General features: G+C 72.2%; 14 protein-coding genes. 12 read left to right on the top strand and 2 right to left on the bottom strand.

Annotated elements, in window-relative coordinates; genetic code table 11:
* The first annotated feature begins 30 nt into the window (after nt 1-30).
* The 9 genes from EDF55_RS04025 to EDF55_RS03985 all read left to right on the top strand — a co-directional run bounded on the left by EDF55_RS04025 (nt 31) and on the right by EDF55_RS03985 (nt 16,581).
* Nucleotides 31-744, top strand: coding sequence for an FHA domain-containing protein (locus tag EDF55_RS04025; protein ID WP_123653599.1), 714 nt, complete (start codon nt 31-33; stop codon nt 742-744).
* 37 nt (nt 745-781) lie between these two features.
* Nucleotides 782-1,603 carry a PP2C family serine/threonine-protein phosphatase gene (locus EDF55_RS04020; protein ID WP_243698368.1) on the top strand — a complete coding sequence of 274 codons (822 nt, stop codon included), beginning with the start codon at nt 782-784 and terminating at the stop codon, nt 1,601-1,603.
* Between the two features lie 140 nt (nt 1,604-1,743).
* On the top strand, nt 1,744-3,156 hold the full coding sequence (locus EDF55_RS04015; RefSeq protein WP_123653598.1) for a serine/threonine-protein kinase: 1,413 nt from the start codon (nt 1,744-1,746) through the stop codon (nt 3,154-3,156).
* A complete protein-coding gene (locus EDF55_RS04010; RefSeq protein WP_123653597.1) occupies nt 3,153-9,011 on the top strand; it encodes an Ig-like domain-containing protein in 5,859 nt (1,952 codons plus the stop codon). Before EDF55_RS04015 ends, EDF55_RS04010 begins: the two co-directional genes overlap by 4 nt.
* A 76-nt stretch (nt 9,012-9,087) precedes the next feature.
* Nucleotides 9,088-10,059, top strand: a complete 972-nt coding sequence (locus EDF55_RS04005) for a MoxR family ATPase (protein WP_123653596.1) — start codon at nt 9,088-9,090, stop codon at nt 10,057-10,059.
* Nucleotides 10,056-11,468: a DUF58 domain-containing protein gene (locus tag EDF55_RS04000; protein ID WP_123653595.1), complete on the top strand. Its 1,413-nt coding sequence runs from the start codon at nt 10,056-10,058 to the stop codon at nt 11,466-11,468. The genes EDF55_RS04005 and EDF55_RS04000 overlap by 4 nt, the downstream gene beginning before the upstream one ends.
* Nucleotides 11,465-13,963 (top strand): transglutaminaseTgpA domain-containing protein, encoded by a 2,499-nt coding sequence (locus tag EDF55_RS03995; RefSeq protein ID WP_123653594.1) that lies wholly within the window; start codon nt 11,465-11,467, stop codon nt 13,961-13,963. Before EDF55_RS04000 ends, EDF55_RS03995 begins: the two co-directional genes overlap by 4 nt.
* Before the next feature lie 23 nt (nt 13,964-13,986).
* A complete protein-coding gene (locus EDF55_RS03990; protein WP_123653593.1) occupies nt 13,987-15,840 on the top strand; it encodes a hypothetical protein in 1,854 nt (617 codons plus the stop codon).
* A 111-nt stretch (nt 15,841-15,951) separates the two neighbouring features.
* The gene (locus EDF55_RS03985) at nt 15,952-16,581 is read left to right on the top strand and encodes a hypothetical protein (RefSeq protein WP_123653592.1); all 630 of its coding nucleotides are present in this window, start codon (nt 15,952-15,954) and stop codon (nt 16,579-16,581) included.
* Nucleotides 16,582-16,592: 11 nt separating this feature from the next.
* On the opposite strand, the gene EDF55_RS03980 is transcribed toward EDF55_RS03985, so the two are convergent.
* Complete coding sequence (locus EDF55_RS03980; protein WP_123653591.1) at nt 16,593-17,585, bottom strand: asparaginase; 993 nt, start codon at nt 17,583-17,585, stop codon at nt 16,593-16,595.
* 44 nt (nt 17,586-17,629) lie between these two features.
* Here EDF55_RS03980 and EDF55_RS03975 point away from each other — a divergent pair, with 44 nt between their 5' ends.
* Both EDF55_RS03975 and EDF55_RS03970 read left to right on the top strand, forming a co-directional pair.
* The gene (locus EDF55_RS03975) at nt 17,630-18,247 is read left to right on the top strand and encodes an OsmC family protein (protein WP_311317141.1); all 618 of its coding nucleotides are present in this window, start codon (nt 17,630-17,632) and stop codon (nt 18,245-18,247) included.
* 6 nt (nt 18,248-18,253) lie between these two features.
* The gene (locus EDF55_RS03970) at nt 18,254-19,222 is read left to right on the top strand and encodes an FKBP-type peptidyl-prolyl cis-trans isomerase (RefSeq protein WP_123653590.1); all 969 of its coding nucleotides are present in this window, start codon (nt 18,254-18,256) and stop codon (nt 19,220-19,222) included.
* 33 nt (nt 19,223-19,255) lie between these two features.
* Here the strand turns inward: EDF55_RS03970 and EDF55_RS03965 are convergent, their stop codons facing one another.
* Nucleotides 19,256-19,543, bottom strand: coding sequence for a hypothetical protein (locus tag EDF55_RS03965; protein WP_123653589.1), 288 nt, complete (start codon nt 19,541-19,543; stop codon nt 19,256-19,258).
* Between the two features lie 92 nt (nt 19,544-19,635).
* On the opposite strand from EDF55_RS03965, the gene dxr reads away from it, so the two are divergent.
* Nucleotides 19,636-20,730, top strand: a complete 1,095-nt coding sequence (gene dxr, locus EDF55_RS03960) for a 1-deoxy-D-xylulose-5-phosphate reductoisomerase (RefSeq protein ID WP_123653588.1) — start codon at nt 19,636-19,638, stop codon at nt 20,728-20,730.
* The last annotated feature ends 96 nt before the right edge of the window (nt 20,731-20,826 follow it).

Below are 20,826 nucleotides of genomic sequence, written 5' to 3'. Positions count from 1 at the left end.
GCGCGGTGCACCGGATCGTCTACGGTGGTGGTGACCACGCAGGAAGGGCACCACGTGCACGACGACGCCGACGACATCGAGGACACGGTGCTCCGTCCTCGGGTGTCCCGTCCGTCGGGGGTCGACGGCGCACGTGACGACGCCCTCGACGATGCGCTGGGGGACACGGTCATCCGTGCTCCGCGGCCCGCTCGCGCCGAGGAGCCGGACGCCCTCGACGACACGGTGGTGCGTGCAGGGGGAACCGACCACGTGCCCTGGACGCCACCGGGCGACGGCCGTGCGGCCGGTCTGCCGGGGGCGACCACGGGCCTCCCGGCGGTCGCGGAGCCGGTGCGCACCCGAGTTCCGTCGATCCGGATCGGCGACCGTGTGATCCGTCTCGACCGTCCGGTGGTCGTCGGCCGACGGCCGGCACTCCCGCGCATCGTGCGCGGCCCGGAACCAGAGCTCGTGACGGTGCGGTCCCCGAGCGGGCTGGTGTCGTCGTCGCACCTGCTCCTGCACGCCGAGGGCGAAGTGGCGGTGGTCGACGACCTCCGTTCGACCAACGGGACCCTCGTCCGGCCGGCCGGGGCTCCGGCGTACCGGATGCCGTCCGGTGCGTCGATCGTCGCGCTGACGGGTACGGTAGTCGAGATCGGGGACGGGGTCGCCATCGAGATCCTCTCGCCGCACCTCCGGGTGACCCCGCCGCCGGACGGATTCCCGCCGTTCCAGCACCAGCCTCCGATCACCCGTTGACCGGCACGCCCCGAACCCCCAGAGAGCGATCCAGAACGTGACCGAACTCGGCCGAGCCGCCGCCGCCCACGCCATCGACGTCCCGGGCAGGGACGGCGCCACCCTCACGCTCTCGTGGGGTGCCGCGACCGACGTCGGTCGTCGTCGCGACCACAACGAGGACAGCTACATCGTCGAAGCGCCGTTCTTCGTCGTCGCCGACGGCATGGGCGGTCACCTCGCCGGTGACCGCGCGAGCGACGCCGTGGTCCGTCGCCTCGGTGACGCGGTGGACGGGCCGTTCGGCAGCCGTCAGGAGATCCAGCGTGCCCTGCTGCTCGCGACGGCCGACATCGAACGTGCTGCCGGGGGCAACGCGATCGGCGCCGGCACGACCGTCACCGGGCTCGCGCTCGTGGCGTCGCACGGGCAGCCCGCCGCGCTCGTCTTCAACGTGGGGGACTCCCGCACGTACCGGGTGGAGGACGGGGTGCTCCGTCGGATCACCGTCGACCACTCTGTCGTGCAGGAGATGGTGGACGCCGGCGTCCTCCGTGCCGAGGACGCCGAGGCGCACCCGGACAGCAACGTCATCACCCGCGCCGTGGGCTTCGGCGAGCCGCCGTCGCCGGACTGGTGGACCCTGCCGCTCCGGACCGGTGACCGGTACATCGTCTGCTCGGACGGGCTGACGAAGGAGATCGGCGACGCCGGCATCGGCCGGATCGCCGCGAAGGTCACCGACCCGCAGGAACTCGCCGAGCGGCTGGTCGGGGACGCCCTCGTCGCCGGCGGCCGGGACAACGTCACGGTCGTCGTGCTGCAGGTCGACGGAGCGCCGACCGACGGCGACCTCGAGGACACGCTGCCCCGCCACTGAACCGGCCGCCGAACTGCCCCCCGAACTGGGGGACGGTGGCCGTCCACCGGATGCTGGTGTGCAGTGTTCCGGTGTCTCGCTTCCGTAGGATGGAAGGCCGCGACGTACAACGGGCCATGTCGGCCGGAGGGGAGCGAACGATGGCCCGACGCCTGCCGTCGACACCCCCTGTCATCCCCGGGTTCAGCCCGGTCCACGTGCTCGGCTCCGGCGGGTTCGCCGACGTCTTCCTCTACGAGCAGGACATGCCGCGCCGTCAGGTCGCGGTGAAGGTCCTGCTCGACGAAGTGGTCGACGACCGGGTCCGCCAGATGTTCCAGGCCGAGGCGAACCTGATGGCGCGCCTCAGCACGCACCCCTCGATCCTCACCGTCTTCCAGGCGAGCGTGGCCGCGGACGGCCGTCCCTACCTGGTGATGGAGCTGTGCTCCTCCTCGCTCAGCGAGCGCTACCGGCGCGAGCCCGTCCCGGTGTCCGAGGTCCTCTCGATCGGGATCCGGATCGGGTCCGCGCTCGAGACCGCGCACCGCGAAGGCGTGCTGCACCGCGACATCAAGCCCTCGAACATCCTGCTCACCGCGTACGGCAACCCGGTCCTGTCGGACTTCGGCATCGCCGCGACGATCGGTGGGACGGACCCGGACGAACCGATCGGCATGTCGATCCCGTGGTCGGCGCCCGAAGTCCTCATCGACGAGTCGCGCGGCACGATCCAGTCCGAGGTCTACGCCCTGGCGGCCACCGTGTTCTCGCTCCTCGCGGGCCGCAGCCCGTTCGAGGTGGTCGGCGGCAAGAACGGCGCGTCGGACCTGATGTCCCGCATCGACAAGGGCGGCGTGAAGCCCACCGGCCGAGCGGACGTCCCGCCGTCGCTCGAGCGCCTGCTCGCGACGGCGATGTCCCGGAAGACGCAGCTCCGGCCGGGCACCGTGATGGAGCTCGTCCGCGGCTTCCAGCAGGTCCAGGCCGAACTCGGCCTGCCGCAGACCGCGGCGGACGTCGCCGTGGAAGCCTGGTCCATCGCCACGCCGTCCCCGGACGGCGACCGCACCATGGTCCGCGAACTGCAGCCCCCGAGCCGCGTCGGCCGTCGCCGACGCACGCGTCGACCGGTGCAGGGCGGCGTCGCGGCCACCGGGTCGCGGAGCGTCGGCACCGTCCACCGCACCGGCTCGGTCACCCGCGGACGGCGTCGGTCCCGCCGGACAGTCGTGTGGGTGAGCTCGCTCGCCGCCGTGGTCGTCCTCGCCCTCGCCGCGACGACCGCGGTGCTCGTGTCCCGCGTCGGCTCCGGCGCGATCCCGACCGTGGCGGACGTCCGGGCGTCCTCCTCGTCGGAGTCGGTGACGTTCCGCTGGTCCGACCCCGGCCTCCACAACGGCGACACCTACGTGATCTCCTCGAACGGTGCGTCGAGCCAGCAGTCCGGCACCTCGTTCGTGGTCTCCGGCAGCAAGGGCGACGAAGAGTGCATCTCCGTCGCCGTGAACCGTGACGGCAAGACCGGCGTCGCGAGCGCCGAGCGGTGCGCGACGATCGGCAGCGGGTCGTGATCCGGCGTCTCCTGACGCAGCACCGGTCGGCAGCGGTGACGCTCGGGGTCTCGGTGCTCGTCGGTGCGCTCGTCGCCGGCGCCGCCGTCGTGTCGAGCGGCTACCACACACAGCGTGTGGCGCTCGGCGACGGGACCGTGTGGGTCCCCTCGGCCGAGTACGGCGCCGTCGGTCGCGCGAACACCGCCGTCCTGCAGCTGAACACCGCCATCGAGGCATCGTCCGACTCCCTGTCCGTGCTGCAGCGCGGCTCGACCGTCTACAGCGTGGACGAGACGAAGGGCACGGTCGCGAAGGTGGACGTCGCCGACGCCACCGTCGGGGACGCCGTCACCCTGCCGTCGGGCTCGCCCCAGGTGTTCTTCGCTGGCCGAACCGCGGTCATCGGCAACCAGGACACCGGTGAGCTCTGGTCGACGCCCGCGTCCGACCTCGACGAGTTCGACGCCTCGACCAAGGCGGACCTGACCCTCGGCGCCGATGCGGTCTTCGATGCCTCCGACGACCACGTCGCCGTCTACTCACCCCGCACCGGGACCGCCTCCCTGGTCGACGTCGGCACGACGCTCTCCGTCGCGAAGCGGTGGACCGTGCGGATGGACCGGAAGGACGACTTCCAGGTCGCGGCCGTCGGCACCCACGTCGCGGTGCTCGACCGGACCGACGGCACCCTGTCGGTCGACGGCGCCGAGGTCGATCTCGGCGACCGGGTCGGGGGGTCCCCGTCGCTCCAGCGGTCGACCACCGACGGCGACGCGGTCGTGGTCGCCGGCGCTGCCGGGCTCGTCCGGGTGACGCCGTCCGGCTCGGCGACGAGCACCGCCCTCGCCGTCTCCGGGCGTGCGGCCCGGCCCTACGTGGACGGCTCCTGCACCTACGGGGCCTGGAGCGGCGGTCAGGCGGTCGACACCTGCGCCGGCCGTGCCCTGCAGCGGCTCGACCAGGTGCCGGGCGCCGCGGCGCTGCAGATCGTGCACAACGGCGACACGATCGTCGCGAACGACCCGTCGACCGGCCGTGCGTGGGCGATCGACCGCAGCGGCCAGCTCATCGACAACTGGGCCGACCTCATCAAGCGGGACGACGACCAGCAGCAGGAACAGGTCTCCGACGACGACCCTGAGGTCGAGAAGGACCAGAAGCCGCCGGTCGCGGTCGACGACGATCTGGGCGCTCGTCCGGGACGCACCACGAGCCTCCCGGTCCTGCTCAACGACTACGACCCCAACGGCGACCCGATCGTGGTCAGCGAGATCGGGACGGTCAACGGAGCCGGCGGCTCCGTCGCCATCGTGGACGACGGCCAACGACTCCAGATCACCCTCGGCGACAGCGCCAGCGGCACCGTCGCCTTCCGGTACACGATCACCGACGGCAACGGCGGATCCGCCAGCGCGACGGTACGGGTGTCGGTGCGACCGGACTCCGAGAACGAAGCCCCGCGCCAGGTCCGTGACACCAGCGCCGACGTCGTCCAGAACGGGCACGTGTCCTCGAACGTCCTGGGGGACTGGGTCGACCCGGACGGCGATCCCGTCTACCTGAAGTCGGCGACGGCGTCCGACGGCGACCAGGCGTCGACGACACCGGACGGTCTGCTCGACTTCCGGAACGCGAGCGGGCGCACGGGGGAGCGGAACGTCCAGCTCGTCGTCAGCGACGGACGCGCCGACGGCCGGGGCTCGCTGACGGTGCACGTCGCGAAGCAGGGCAGCGTCCCGCTCCGCGCCGACGCGTTCCCGGTGCAGGGGTACGCCGGCAAGGCCTTCACGGTCGACCCCCTCGAGCACGTGCGCGGGGGCAACGGCACGGTCACCCTGACGAGCGTCTCGTCGACGAGCGGCGTGACGATCACCCCGAGCTACGACGCCGGCACCTTCCGGGTGCAGGGCGACGCGGTGGGGGACCACCAGGTCGAGTACACGGTGACCGACGGCACGAAGACCGCGAGCGGCATCGTGCGGATCACGGTCCTGGCACCGCCGGACGCCTCCACCGCGCCGATCACCACCCCGAAGACCGTCTTCGTGAACACGCTGTCCACGAAGGACACCGACGTCACCGCGACCGACATCGACCCCGCCGGCGGCGTCCTGCTCGTCACCGCGCTCGACGGCCCGGACCGGACGTCCGGCGTGCAGGCGAGCATCCTCGACCAGCACACCGTCCGGACCACCCTCACGGCGCCGCTCGACGGCCCGGTCACCTTCACCTACACCGAGACGAACGGACTCGCCTCGGCGACCGGCACCGTCACCGTGGTCGAGATCCCGAAGCCCGACCGGATCCAGCCGCCCGTCGCGCAGTCCGACAGCGCGACCGTGCGGGTCGGCGACGTGGCGAACATCGACGTCCTCGCGAACGACACCCAGCCCGAGGGCGAGCCGCTCACCCTGCAGCCCGACCTCGTGCAGAACGTGCCGGGCGATGGCGGTCTGCTCTTCGCCTCCGGGGACCACCTCCGCTACCTCGCGCCCAAGACCCCCGGCAACTACACGGCCGTGTACCGCGTCGCCGGTCCCGACGGGCAGACCGCGGACGCCGCCGTCTCGATCTCCGTCCGTGAGAAGGACAGCGCGACGAACAACCCGCCGGTGCCGGAGACGGTGACCGCGCGGGTCGTGGCCGGGCAGGCCGTGCGGATCTCGATCCCGCTCAACGCGATCGATCCCGACGGCGACTCCGTCCAGCTCGTCGGCGTCGGGTCGAACCCCGACAAGGGCTCCGTGAGCGACGTCGCCGCGGACTCCCTCACCTACGAAGCCGGTGACTACTCCGCGGGGACCGACGAGTTCACGTACACGGTCGTGGACGCCCTCGGCGCCCGTGCGACCGGCACGATCCGCGTCGGCATCGCACCGCGGGCCGAACAGGCCGCCAACCCCGTCGCCGAGGCCGACCACGTGACGATCCGGCCGGGCGGGACGGTCACCGTCCGCGTGCTCCAGAACGACTCCGACCCCGAGGGCGGTGACCTCGCCGTCACGAAGGCCGAACCCACGGCGAAGGACGTCACGGCCAAGGTCCTCCGGAAGCAGGAGATCCGGGTCACCCCGCCGAAGACGGCGAAGTCCGGGGACTTCGCGGTGCTCTACACGGTCGCGAACGAGAACGGCGGCGCGAGCACCGCGTTCCTCACCGTCACCGTCGACAAGGACGCCAGCCCGCTGCGCCCGGAAGTCGACGACACCACCCTCGACCTGCAGGACATCCTGCACCGGCAGAGCGTCACCGTGGACGTCCTCGAGAACGTGTTCTTCGCCGAGGGCTCGACGTCCGACCTGACCGTCGGCGTCGTCGACGGGTACGGCGACACCGCCAGGGTCAACGACACCGGACGCATCGTCGTACGGCTGACCGACGACTCGCAGGTCATCCCGTTCTCCGTGGCGCGCCAGGACCACCCCGACATCGTGTCCTACGGCTTCATCCACGTGCCCGGCTTCGACGACGCGCTCCCGCAGGTGAACCGGACCGCCGGTGCCATCACCGTCAAGAGCGAGGCGACGGTCCGCATCCCGCTGTCGAAGTACGTCGTCACCGCGAACGGGCAGACCGCGAAGGTGACCGACTCCGGCACGGTGAAGGCCACCCACGCGAACGGCGCCGACCTCGTCGTCGACTCCTCGACGCTGCAGTTCACGTCCGCGAAGCTCTACTACGGCAACGCGTCGATCTCGTTCGAGGTCACCGACGGGTCGAACGCGAACGGCGGCAAGGGACGCATCGCGACCCTCGTGCTGCCGGTGAAGGTCACCCCGCGGTCGAACCAGCCGCCGGCGTTCACCGGGTCCTCGATCGACATGCAGCCCGGGGACTCACGGACGATCGACCTCACGAAGCTGACCGACTACCCGTACCCGAAGGACCTCCCCGAGCTGCGGTACTCGGTCGTCAGCCAGCCCGCCTCGGGCACCACGGCGACGATCTCGGGGCAGCGTCTGACCATCAAGGTCGCCGACTCGGCCCGGAAGAACACCACGGCGACGATCGGGGTCGGGGTGGCTGACGCCACGAACTCCGGCAGGTCCGGCCTCGTCCAGGTGGGGATCGTCGCCTCCACCCGACCACTCGTCCAACCCGGCGCCGACAAGGCCACCGTCAAGCGGGGGTCCTCGACCACCATCGACGTGCTCGCCAACGACCAGCCGACCAACCCGTTCCCGGACGAGCGGCTCACCGTGACGAACATCCGTGGACTCTCCGGCGGCCTGCCCTCCGGCGTCACCATCACCCCGAGCGCCGACAAGTCCCGCCTGCAGGTGAGCGTGTCCGACTCCGCGAAGCCCGGCAACACGAACCTGCAGTACCAGGTGTCCGACGCCACGAAGGACGCCGACCGCGCGGTCTGGGGTGACGTCACGATCTCCGTGCAGGACGTCCCCGACGCCCCGGGCGCACCCACCCGGACCGGTTCCTACGACGGCGGCCAGGTGACGCTGACGTGGGCGACCCCGCAGGCGAACAACTCGCCGATCACGGGGTACCGCGTCACCGGGACCAACGGCGTCGCGAAGGACTGCGGGCTCGCCACGGTGTGCACGATCACCGGGCTCGACCCGACCGCGTCCTACCGGTTCACCGTCTCGGCCGTGAACGCCGTGGGCGCGTCGGACGCCTCGACGCAGTCCGCACCGATGAGCGCCGACTTCGTCCCGGCGCCGCCCAAGGACATCACCGTCACCGCGGACAAGAACACCCCGAACCAGCTCGACGTGTCGTGGAGCGCGGTCAAGGCGCCGAACAACGGCAGCGCGGTGAACAACTACGTCGTCACGATCGACGGCCCTGGCCTGTCCACCACGAAGAACGCCGGGACGTCGACGACCGCGACCTTCGGCGGTGCCCAGAGCGCGGCGCAGTACACGGTGACGGTCTCGCCGCGGAACAGTGCCGATCGCGACAACACGGTGGTGCAGTGGAACACCGGTTCCGCGACGGGCACAGCGATCGGTGCACCAGCGAAGCCGACGCTTTCGGCGACGGGTGACCGAGATGGCAGCAAGACGGCAGTGTCGCTGAACGCGGTTGAATCGAACTGGGCCGGCGGATCGACGTCGATGCGCATCGTCAAGTACCGCGCGGGCGCCGCCATCCCGAGCGGTTGCTCGACGTCCGGTTCTGAGTACGTTTGGAACGCAGCGTCGGCCAGTGACACGATCTCGGACCAGTACCGGTACGTCGCCCTCGCTGACAACGGGCTCTTCTGCACCGGGTCGGACGCTGCGAGCGTGCAGGGCTTCGAGACGCCGGACGCGCCGTCAGGGACGGCCTCGGTCTCGCAGGACTCGTTCAACAGCCCGAACTGGACCATCACCGTCGCGGGGTCGGGCTCCGGGGCCTACAACTACTACTCCGTGAACGGGAACACTCGGGCCCGGTTCAACGGGTCGACGAAGATCGGCGCAGGTGCCGGGTACGGCAACGCGACCACTGTTGTCCTGACGTCCTGTGCAACCGAGGACGACTACTGCGCCTCCAAGACCCTCGACCCAGTCACCGCGTTCACGACGCGTGCGACGGTGACGAGCGCCGCGGTTGGCCAGCTGCCCGTGATCAACGACAACAACGGCGGGTTCGGCGGCCCGACATACCAGATCGTCTACTGCAAGAGCGGCTTCATCTTCGACCAGTGCGACAAGACCAACCCGGTCACCGCTGAGCCTTGGGCCAAGGGCGACACCGTGCCGACCGGGTACGACACGATCCAGGTGAAGCAGACGGTCAACGGCCAGGCGGACCCCGGATCGGTCACGTTCGACATCACCGGCGACACGAGCGGCGGGGACACCGGCGGCGACCCGAGCACCCCGCCCGACACGGGCACGGACACGGACCCCGGCGCGGGCGGCTGAACCACCGCACGTCGACCAGCGACAATGTGAGTCGTGCCCCCGGGGCACGACCGACACCACGAGGAGAACTCCCCGCATGAGCATGACCCCCGAGCAGGCCACCTGGTTCGCCGACGTCGCCGGCCGCATCGTGACCAACGTCGAGCAGGTGCTCCTCGGGAAGACCTTCGTCATCCGCCTCGCGGTCACGGCGATGCTCAGCGAGGGCCACCTCCTCCTCGAGGACGTCCCCGGCACCGGCAAGACGAGCATGGCGCGGGCACTCGCGCAGAGCGTCCAGGGCTCGACGAACCGCATCCAGTTCACCCCGGACCTGCTCCCCGGCGACATCACCGGCATCAGCGTGTACGACCAGCGCAACCAGGAGTTCGAGTTCCACCGTGGTCCGGTGTTCGCGAACATCGTCCTCGCGGACGAGATCAACCGTGCGAGCCCGAAGACCCAGTCCGCACTGCTCGAGGCGATGGAGGAAGCCGCGATCACGGTCGACGGTGTCAACCACCGCCTGGCGGCCCCGTTCATGGTCATCGCGACGCAGAACCCCATCGAGCAGGCCGGCACGTACCGCCTGCCGGAAGCCCAGCTCGACCGCTTCCTCATGAAGACCTCGATCGGCTACCCGGACCACGCCGCGACGGTGAAGATCCTCGAGACGTCCTCCGCGCCGTCCTCGTCGGTGCCGCTCGCGAGCGTCGTCCCGGCCGCGACGATCACCGAGATGGCCGCCCTCGCCCGGACCGTGCACGTGGACGCGACGATCGCGGACTACGTCGCGCGCCTGGTGGACGCCACGCGCGCGGCGAGCGAGGTCCGCCTCGGCGTCAGCGTGCGCGGTGCGATGGGTCTGATGCGCGCCTCCCGCGTGTTCGCCGCGCTGAGCGGCCGTCACTACGTCACCCCCGACGACGTCAAGGCCCTCGCCGAGCCGGTCCTCGCGCACCGTCTCGTCCTCGACGCGGAGGCCGAGTTCGACGGCGTCAGCGCCACCAGTGTCGTCTCGCAGCTCCTCGTGGAGACCCCGCCGCCCGCGGACCGGGTCGCGTCGTGACGGACCGCCGGCCCGTCTCCACGCGCTCGCGTCGCCCCTCGTCGACGCGGTCGCGTCGCACGAGCACGGCGTACGAGCGCACGGGGACGGTCGCCGGCCTGACGAACGTCCGGACCCGCCTGGTCGGCGACCGTGACGGGATGGCAGCGGATGCGGTGGTCGGAGTCGTCCGTCTGTGGCGGTCGGTCTGGAGGCTCGTCACGCGCTCCTGGGACGAGGTCTCGTCCGTGGTCACCGGTCTGGGCTGGACCGTGGCCGTCCTCACGCTCGTCGCGTTCGTCGTCGGGTACCGCTTCGGCCTGCGTGAGGTCGTGGTCGTCGGCTTCGCCGGCGCCGTGCTCGTGGTGGTCGCGGCGGTCGCGCTGATCGGCCGTTCGCGGTTGCTGATCCGGATGAGCCTGCCGGTCCGGCGGGTCGCGGTCGGTGACGAGGCCGGTGTCACGGTGACCGCGGAGAACCCCACCCGGCTGCCGTCCGTCCCGACCACCGTCGAGGTCCCGGTCGGCAGCGGCCTGGTCGACGTCGCGATCCCGACCATCGCCCCGCGCGGGGCGTTCGAGCGTGCCGTCCCGGTGCCGACCCTGCGACGCGGTGTCCTGGACGTCGGCCCGGTGACCGGTGTCCGCGCGGACCCGGTCGGCCTGGTGCGCCGCGAACTCGTGTGGACCGAGCGGGAGCAGGTCATCGTGCACCCGCGGACCGTGGCGATCCCCGCGACGAGCACCGGCCTCGTTCGAGACCTGGAGGGCCAGGCGACGACGGACCTCTCCCCGGCGGACATCTCGTTCCACGCCATCCGCGAGTACATGCCGGGCGACGACCCCCGCACGATCCACTGGAAGTCGACGGCGAAGACCGGTGCCCTGATGGTGCGTCAGTTCGAGGACACCCGGCGGTCGCACCTCGTCGTGGCGCTGGGGATCTCCCGGACGGAGTTCGCCGACGACGAGGAGTTCGAGCTCGCGGTCAGCGCGGCGGCGTCCCTCGGCAGCCGGGCCGTTCGCGACGGCCGCGAGGTGACCGTGGTGGTGTCCGAGCGCACCCCGGAGTTCGCCAAGCGCCCGGTCTACGCGGTGCACGAGCTGCCCACGATCACGCCGACGCGCCTGCTCGACGACTTCGCGACGGTCTCGCTCGCGGACGCCTGCCTGCCCGTGGCGGAGGTCGCCCGGATCGTCGGCAACGACACCGCGGGCATCTCCGTCGCCTTCCTGGTCGTCGGTTCGACGGTCGAGCTGCCGGCACTCCGACTCGCGGCCACGCGGTTCCCGATCGGCGTCGAGGTCGTCGCGGTGATCTGTGAACCCGAAGCCGTGCCGCGCTTCGTGCGGGTCCCCGGACTGACCGTGATGACCATCGGCTACCTGGACGACCTCCGTCTCGCGCTGCACCGATCGGCCGCCGCATGAGCGCGCCGTCCGTCGCACCCGCACCCCCGGCGGCCCCGACCCCGCCGCGCCGGACCACCCGCCGCGCGGCCCGTCGCGTCGCTCGTCGTGTCTCCCCGTTCCGGCTCGTCGGCGGCACCCTCGTCGTCTGGCTCCTGCTCGCCGTCGCCAGCGTCGCGTGGTGGCCGATCTACCGCGACAGTGGCATGCTCGTCGCCGCGGTCACGGCCGTCGTGTTCGGGACGCTCATCGCCCTCCTCGGCGCGGTGCTCCGGCTGCCGACCGTCGTCGTGGCCGTCGCGACGGTCGCGGCGTTCACGCTCACCGGCGTCCCCGCTGCCGTTCCCGGCCAGGCCGCCGGACTCCTGCCCACCGGCCACGGGCTCCTCGACCTGTACTCGGGCGTCGCGCTCGGGTGGAAGCGCCTGATCACCATCAGCCTGCCGGTCGGGACCTACGAGGCCCTGCTGGTCCCGTTCTTCGTGACGCTCCTCGTCGCCACGGTGACGGCCGTGAGCGTGGCGACCCGTGCCTCCCGGCAGGAACTGGCGAGCATCCCGGCACTGGTCCTGTTCGCGGCCGGTGTGGTCGTCGGGCCGAGCCGACTGGACACGTCGATCGTGGTCGCGGTCGCGCTGACCGCGATCGCCCTGGTGTGGGCGGTGACGGTGCGGCACGCGCGCCGCGCGGTCGCGGTGGCGGAGACCATCGGCGCCCCCGTCGCGGTCGGCAGGTCCGTGCTCCGTCCGGCGCTCGTCGGCACCGGGACCGTCGTCGCGGCAGCCGTCGTCGCGACCGGACTCGGACTCGTCGCACCGCCGAGCACGCCACGGACCGTGGCGCGGACCGACGTGGTGAAGCCGTTCGACCCGCGCGACTACGTCAGCCCGCTCAGCGGGTTCCGCGCCTACGAGGAGTCGACCGAGGCGGACACCACGCAGTTGCGGGTGACGGGGTTGCCGGAGAACGGGTTCGTGCGGATCGCGACGCTCGACACGTACGACGGGGTGACGTACCGGGTGGGCGGGACGGACGGCGCGTCGGCGTCCGGCACGTTCGAGCGGGTGCCGACCTCCGTGGACGTGCGCGGGGTCCGGGGCACGACGGTGCACGTCGGCGTGACCGTCGACGGGTACAGCGGCGTGTGGCTGCCGACCGTCGGCGACCTGGAACGCGTCGAGTTCGGCGGCAGCGCTGGGGACCGTGAGCGCGGCTCCTTCTTCTACAACGCATCCACGGGGACCGGGGCGGTCCTCGGTGGGGTCGACGACGGCACCCGCTACGACCTCACCGCCGTCGTGCCGGACCAGCCGACCGACGAGCAGCTCGCGAAGGCGCAGCCCGGCGACGCCGCCGTGCCCGCAGCCCGCAACGTGCCGGATGCGGTGCGCGACACCGTCGAGTCGACGACGAGCGACGCCGGGAGCGACGGCGCGAAGCTGATCGCGATGATCCGGGCACTCAAGCAGAACGGCTATATCAGCCACGGTGTGGGGGACGACCGCGTCAGCCGCTCCGGGCACGGAGCCGACCGCATCCAGGAGCTCCTCACGTCCCCGCTGATGCTCGGCGACCAGGAGCAGTACGCGGTCGCCGCGGCGCTCATGGCCGAGGACATCGGGTTCCCGACCCGCGTGGTGCTCGGGTTCGCCGCCGGCGGGGACTCCGGCACCACCGCGTCGACGAGCGGCAGCGCCGGGACGACGACGTTCCGCGGGTCCGACGTGACCGCCCGCATCGAGGTGGACACCGCGCAGTGGGGCTGGGTGACGATCAACCCGAACCCGGCCGTCCGGGAGATCCCCGCGGAGCAGCAGCAGACCCCGAAGCCGGTCACGCGTCCCGAGACCGTCGTCCCGCCGCCCCCTGCCGACCAGCAGGACCAGGACCAGCAGGCACCGCCGCAGAGCGACCGGAACACCCCCGACCAGCCGCCGTTGTGGTTGCAGATCCTCCTCGCGGCGCTGCCGTGGGTGATCGGGACGCTCGCCTTCGTGGCGGTCGTGCTGCTGCCGTTCGGCGTGATCGTCCTGGTCAAGCGCGTCCGTCGGCGTCGACGACGTCGCGCGACGACCGCACGCGCGCGGATCACCGGCGCGTGGGACGAGTACCGCGACGCCCTGCTCGACCGGGGCGAGGACGTCCCGGTGACGGCCACCCGGCGCGAGGTCGCCGTGAGCGCGCCCGGTGACGGCGGGAGCGGACTCGCTGCACTCGCGGACCGTGCGGTGTTCGGACCGAGCGACGCCGACGACCGCGCGGCGGACCGGATGTGGGACGCGACCGACACCGCGATCGGGCAACTGCAGGAGGGCCGGACCCGACGGCAGCGGATCCGCACCGCGGTCTCGGTCCGCTCGCTCCGAACCGGTCCGGCGGCCGTCGCACGCGTCGGCCGGGCGGTCGCGGGACGTGCCCGCGCCGTGCGCCCCGGACGCGGAGCCGACGGTGACTACGATGTCCGGAGGCCCGCCGAGCGTCGCAGCGGGCCGGATGAGGACAGAGGCAACCTGTGATCAGATGCGAACACTGCGGATCGGTGCTCCCCGACGGGGCGATCTTCTGCGGTGAGTGCGGGCGTGCGGTGAACACGGCGTCCAGCCGCCGGACCGTCGCCCCCGAGCCCGTCGATCGGGGCACCCCGCCGCCGCTCCAGCAGCCCGACCCGCACGGGCGCCGGCCCGACCCTGCCGCCGAGGCGTGGCTGCCGGAGTCGACGCTCGACCCGGCGACCCGCGCGTGGCTGACCGGCGCCGACCGTCGCCGGAACGAGCCGGTCGCGCCGGTCCCGGTGCAGACGCCGGACTCCTTCGCACCGCGCTCGGCGCCGACGCACGTGCACGGTGCCGGCAGCGGACTCGGCGAGTGGACCGGGGCGCCCGACTCGGCCGACGCCGCCGACCCCGTCGACGCGGTGGACTCCGTCCAGGCGTCCGCGCCCGCTGAACCGCCGCTCGACCCCGATGCGTTCCCCGCAGAACCCGCCCTCGCCGAGGACGACCCGGAGATCACCCGGGTCGCGCCGCGTGCGGACGCGCCGCCCGTGGTGCCGTCGGCAGCCGCCCCGTCGCCCGTCGCTCCAGCTCCTGCTCCTGCTCCTGCCCCTGCTCCGGCCGATCTTGCTCCCGCAGCTCCCGCGGAGTCCGCGGTGCCGTTCTGGGCTGCACCCGAGGAACCTGCCGCCGCACCGGCGCCGAGCGCTCCGTCATGGTGGATCGGCCGCGCGACCGACGAGCCGGCCGAGGAAGCCGCTCCGGTCACCGACGACTCCGCGTCGACCGACGAGGCCGCCGCGGCTCCGGCCGACGGTGCCGCCGCCACCGCAGACGACGCAGTTGCTGCGCCCACGGAGGCGCCGTCGCCGACGGACTCCGCCGCACCCGTAGCGCCTGCTGCTCCCGAAGCGCCCGAGGCTCCTCGTGCGGGGGACACCGTGGCCGTCGAGCCGCTGATCGACCGGCGCCCACCGCGCCCCACGCCGCTGGTGCAGCCGGGATCGCAGCCGACGACGTGCCACGTGTGCGGCAGTCGACTCGAGCCGGACGACATCTTCTGCAACGAGTGCGGGGCGGTCCGCCCGGCCGTGACCGCTGCCTTCACGGGCCCCGTGATGCCGCTCCCGATCGCCCGCCCGGACTGGGCGGCGCAGGACGACGTGGTCGCCGACGACGAGATCGTCGACGAGATCGCGGACGACGACGAGGACGACGAGGACGACGAGGTCGCCGAGCAGCTCGACGAGATCGTCGCGGACGAGGTGGCGGATTCGGTCATGTCCGACGCCCCGGCCGACGCCCCGTCCGTCGACTCGTCGGTCGACGAACCCTCGGTCCCCGCATCACCGACCGCACCGTCCTCGGTCCCCGCACCGGACGAGTCCGGCCCGGTTCTCTCCGCGACGCCGATGGTGCCGACCGCCGCACCGCTCCCGCCGATCCCCGGCGCAGCCACGCCGGAGCTCCCGCAGCCAGCGGAGGACGCCGCCCCCTCGAGCTCCGACGCCGACGAGAGCGCCCAGCTCGACGAGGACGTGGACGAGACCCGCATCGTCACGAAGACGCCGACCCGCGCACCCTTCGTCCTGCACTTCAGCACCGGCGAGCGACTCGGGGTCCACGGCACCGGACTCCTCGGGCGCCTGCCCCGACCGGAGCCGGGCGAGCGGTTCGACGACCTGCTGACGATCCACGACCCGGGCAAGTCCGTGTCGAAGACGCACCTCGAGCTCGGGCGCGACGGGGACGACCTGTGGGTGTCGGACCGGTTCTCCGGCAACGGTTCGGTGATCCGGCACATCGACGGGTCCATCCGTCGGTGCGAGCCTGGTCGTCGTTACCGTGTCGAGCGCGGCGCGCGCGTGGACGTGGGGGAGCAGTTCTTCCTCGTGCAGTGACCCGCGCCTGCACAGCGCTCCGTTCCTGCACAGGCACGTCGACGGCATCGGTTCTCCACCGGTGCCGTCGATCTGCGTCCGTGGGGCAACGGGTGCGCTGGACTGGTGCGCATGAGGGTGGTGCTCGTCCGGAGCGTGGTGATCGTGGCAGCGGTCATGCTCGCCGTGGTCGGGTCCGACCGGTTCGTCGGCGCCGTCGCCACGCTGGCTGCCGCCGCCTGCCTGGTGGTCATCGCCTTGCTCGTGCGGAGCGTTCCCACACGCTCTGACGTCGCCGCGGTCGACATCCGCGCACCAACCGCGTCGGAAACGAGTGCACCGGCGGCCGCCGACCCGCGTGCACTGTCGGTGGGGTCGGCGTCCGACGGCAGCCCGGTCGGACTCGACGCGGCGACCGGCATCGTCGTCGTCGGTCGGGGCGCGCTCGCGGTCGGGGTGTTCGTGGCCCTGGCTGCCGAACTCGGTCGCTGTGCCACGGGTGACGACGAACTCCGCACGGTCGGTCCGTCAGCGGGTGCGCTGCCCGACGGAGTCGGCGTCGCGGTGGTCGTCGACCAGGCGGGCCAGCGCGTGGGGTCGGTCGTGCTGGTGCCCGACCTCCGGAGCACCCCGCGGCAGCGGTCGCCGACCATCGACGTCACGCGCTACGGGTGCGCGGTCCGCAGCGACCCGGACGCGCGCGCGAGCACGCGGGTCCTGCCACGCCTGCCGGTCCTCGACGGCCCGGCTGCTCCGCCGTGACCGAGCGCGGGTCAGCGCAGCCCGGCACCCGGTCGGATCGCCCCGACGCGCACCCCGCCGCCGAGCACCTTCTCGCCGGTGGCCGCGAGCACGTCGGCCACGCCGTCCGCCGGGACGACCCCGTTGCGCTCCAGCAGGGTCAGCGCGGCGAGGGTCCCGGCGCGGAGCGCTCCGTCGAGGACCTTGACGACGACGGCCGCCCCGCCGGGCTTCCCCATCACCATGACGCCCTCGGCGCCCAGCTTCGCGACGAGCCCGAGCCGCTCGATCGTGACGGTGTTCGCGCGGCCCACGCCGTCGATCGCCCACGCGTTCGCGAGCACCGCGTCGGTGAGCTCCGCGGAGTCGGCGTCGGCGCGCTGCACCAGGCCGGCGATGCCCCGAGCCAGACCGGTGAGCGTCAGCGGGAACACCGGAGCACCGCACCCGTCGATGCCGACGACGTCGACGGTCTCGCCGGTGGCGTCCTCCACGGTGGAACGCACGATGCGCTGCATCGGGTGGTCGATGTCGAGGTAGGTGGCGTCGTCCCAGCCGTTCACCCGGCAGGCGGCGAGCATGCCGGCGTGCTTGCCGGAGCAGTTCATCGTCAGGCGCCGTGGCTCGGTCATGGTGCGTCCGGTGGCGCGGTCGTAGGGCATGTCCGGCGGACACCCCAGGTCGGCCTCGACGTGGTCGAAGGACTCGAGCATGTGCTGCACGACCGCCTGGTGCGACGGCGTCCCAGCGTGGCTCGCCGTGGTGAGGACGAGTTCGGCGTCGTGGAACACCGCACCCGCACGGCGGACCGCCAGCGCCTGGAACGGCTTCATCGTGGACCGCGGGTAGATGCTCGCGCCGATGTCCCCGACGGAGTCGATCACCGTGCCGCTGGCATCGACGACGACACCGGCGCCGACGTGGCGGCTCTCGTCGAACCCGGAGCGCTCGAGCACCGCCAGCTCGACGGACCCCGCTGCGGTGAGAGGATGGCGGTCGGTGCGGACATCGGTGCTTCCCGTCATGTCGACGATCGTACCGAGACCGAACGACGCCGACGGACGGCTCGGTGGCGCACCGCACGCCGATGGACGGCTCGGTGGCGCACCGCACGCCGATGGACGGCTCGGCACCGCACCGCACGCCGACGGACCAGGGAGTTGCCATGCAGGACCACAGCTACGAAGTCGCGATCCGGTGGACCGGCGACCGCGGGACCGGCACCAGCGGGTACCGCGAGTACGGCCGCGAGCACGTCGTCACCGCCGCGGACAAGCCGGACCTGCCCGGTTCGGCCGACCCGACGTTCCGCGGCGACCGCGACCGCTGGAACCCGGAGGAGCTCGTCACCGCCGCGCTCGCGCAGTGCCACATGCTCAGCTACCTGCACGTCGCCGTCACGCAGGGCTTCACGGTCCTCGCGTACGAAGACCGTGCGACCGCGACGCTGAACCTCAACCGCGACGGTTCCGGCGAGCTGACCGGCGCGACGCTGCACCCCGTCGTGACCATCGCCGAGGCGGACCGGGTCGCGGACGCCGAGGCCGCCCACGCCGCCGCGAACGCCCTCTGCTTCATCGCCCGCTCCGTCGCGTTCCCGGTGCACCACGAGCCGGTGACCCGCGTGCAGGAGACCGTCGACGCAGACGCACTCGGAGCGGACTCATCGAAGCGTGAGGCAGACTAGGTCCCCGTGAAGCGTCTCCGCCTGCTCCCGATCGCCCTCGTTCCCGTCGTCGTCCTCGGGCTCGCCGCCTGCTCCGGCTCCGGCTCGAGCGACGCCTCTGCGTCCGCCACCGCCTCCGCGAGCGCGACGGCCTCCGCGATCACCAGCTGCCCGAAGCCCGGCAAGTCCTCCGCCGCGATCGACGTCTCCGGTGACTTCGGTGGCACGAAGGCCCCGACGGTCACGTTCGACAAGGGCCTGAAGGCGACCCCGCCGCAGGCCACCACCGTGATCAAGGGTTCCGGCGCGGCACTGAAGGACGGCGACTACGTCCAGGTCGCCTACAGCGTCTACAAGGCGTCCACGGCGAAGGCGCTCGGCACGGTCGGCTTCGACCAGGGCAACGCGCAGGTGCTCTCCGTCGGCGGGACCGGCTTCGGCGCTCTGCTCGCCTGCTCGCACGTCGGCGACCGCATCGCTGCCGTCGGTGCTTCCTCGGCGCTCGGCTTCAACACGGGCGGCAACATCGTCGTCGTCGCGGACGTCATCGCGCAGACGCCGACCAAGTCCACGGGTGCGGCGCAGACCCAGGACCCGAAGCTCCCGACCGTGAAGGACAAGGCCGACGGCGAGCCGGAGATCACGATCCCGAAGGTGGACGCGCCGTCGAAGACCACGGCCGAGGTCATCAAGCAGGGCACCGGTGACGAGATCGCCGACGGCGACACCGCACTCGTGCAGTACAAGGGCGTCCTCTACGACACGGGCAAGGAGTTCGACTCCTCCTGGTCGAAGGGTGCGCCGACGACGTTCACGGTCGCCGAGGGGTCCCTCATCAAGGGCTTCGTGACTGGTCTCGTCGGCCAGAAGATCGGTTCCCAGGTGATGATCGTCGTCACGCCGACCGACGGTTACGGCTCGACGCCGCCCGAGGGCTCGGACATCCCGAAGAACGCGACGCTCGTCTTCGTCGTCGACATCCTCGCCAAGGGCTGACGCAGGGGCCGGCTTCCTCGGCAACCGGATGAGTCACTGCGGCTGGATGAAGAACCGCGCGGATGACCGGTAGGCGGCCAGGACCTGGCCGGTGTCCGGGTCGACGAGCGCCTCGACTTCGCCTCCACCGTCCATGATCCGGGCGATGGTCTCCTCGGACTGCCGGCCGACCAACGCCGCGAGTCGCGGGTCCGGAGACGTCTCGAACGTGGAGCGGGCGTGACTGGTCGGTGGCAGTACGGCGACGCCGACCGCCAGCACGCCGGTGGCGACCACGACGGCGCACTGCTTGGTGGTGGTCCTCGTGCGGCGTGAGAGCATCGTCGCACGATAGCAGGCCCTGGTATGCCGCCGTACAGATGTGGAACACCGGAGGTCGGCAGGGCCCGAGACGAGGTGGGTACATTGAGACGGTGACCACTTCTCCAGACCGCCGCCGCGTCGTCCTCCTCGGCAGCACGGGGTCGATCGGCACCCAGGCGCTCGACGTCATCGAGCGGAACCCCGACCGCTTCGAGGTCGTCGGCCTCACCGCGGGGTCCAACGCCGACCTCATGGCCGAACAGGCCGCCGCCCACGGCGTCCGCGACACCGCACTCGGCGCCGCCGACGCCGAGCACCTCGTCCGGAGCGTCGAGGCGGACGTCGTCCTCAACGGCATCACCGGCTCGGTCGGCCTCGGCCCGACGCTCGCCACGCTCGAGACCGGCGCGACGCTGGCCCTGGCGAACAAGGAGAGCCTGATCGTCGGCGGCGCGCTCGTGCAGGCTGCCGCGGCGCCCGGCCAGATCGTCCCGGTCGACAGCGAGCACTCCGCCATCGCGCAGGCGCTCCGTTCCGGCACCGACACCGAGGTCCGGCGCCTGGTCCTGACGGCGAGCGGCGGACCGTTCCGTGGCCGTTCCCGCGACGAGCTGCAGGGCGTCACCCCGGCCGAGGCGCTCGCCCACCCGACGTGGGACATGGGCCTCGTGGTCACCACGAACTCGGCGACGCTGGTGAACAAGGGCCTCGAGGTGATCGAGGCGCACCTGCTCTTCGGCGTCCCCTACGACCGCATCGACGTCACGGTGCACGCGCAGTCGATCGTGCACTCGATGGTCGAGTTCACCGACGGTTCGACGATCGCGCAGGCCTCACCGCCGGACATGCGCCTGCCGATCGCGCTCGGTCTGGCATGGCCGCACCGCGTGCCCGGTGTGGGCGTCCCGCTCGACTGGACGACGGCGAGCACCTGGACGTTCGAACCGCTCGACACCGACGCATTCGGCGCGGTCGCGCTCGCGAAGCGGGTTGGGGAGCTCGGCGGCACCTACCCGGCGGTCTTCAACGCGGCGAACGAGCAGGCGGTCGCGGCGTTCCACGCCGGTGCGATCGGGTTCCTCGACATCGTGGACACGGTCGAGCGGATCGTGGAGTCGCACACGCCGGGGGAGTCGTCCCTCGAGGGTGTGCTCGCCGCGGAGCGCTGGGCGCGCGACGCCGCCGACCGCGCGTTGGCACGCTGACCGACGGGCGGCCCTGACGCGCATCTGGCCGGGAGGCTCGACCCACCACCCAGCGCACGCTCGGCTGGTTCTTTGGCTGCGTCCCGTACGCTCGTC

It is taken from the genome of Curtobacterium sp. ZW137 (genome assembly GCF_003762905.1).
Lineage (GTDB): Bacteria > Actinomycetota > Actinomycetes > Actinomycetales > Microbacteriaceae > Curtobacterium.
This window is presented reverse-complemented; position numbering and strand designations above follow the sequence as displayed.

What these genes read in the sequence shown, in the direction of transcription:
- EDF55_RS03980 (WP_123653591.1), bottom strand. Translation starts at nt 17,585, where the DNA reads ATGACGGGAAGCACCGATGTCCGCACCGACCGCCATCCTCTCACCGCA.
- EDF55_RS04005 (WP_123653596.1), top strand. Translation starts at nt 9,088, where the DNA reads ATGAGCATGACCCCCGAGCAGGCCACCTGGTTCGCCGACGTCGCCGGC.
- EDF55_RS04015 (WP_123653598.1), top strand. Translation starts at nt 1,744, where the DNA reads ATGGCCCGACGCCTGCCGTCGACACCCCCTGTCATCCCCGGGTTCAGC.
- EDF55_RS03995 (WP_123653594.1), top strand. Translation starts at nt 11,465, where the DNA reads ATGAGCGCGCCGTCCGTCGCACCCGCACCCCCGGCGGCCCCGACCCCG.
- EDF55_RS03965 (WP_123653589.1), bottom strand. Translation starts at nt 19,543, where the DNA reads ATGCTCTCACGCCGCACGAGGACCACCACCAAGCAGTGCGCCGTCGTG.
- EDF55_RS03985 (WP_123653592.1), top strand. Translation starts at nt 15,952, where the DNA reads ATGAGGGTGGTGCTCGTCCGGAGCGTGGTGATCGTGGCAGCGGTCATG.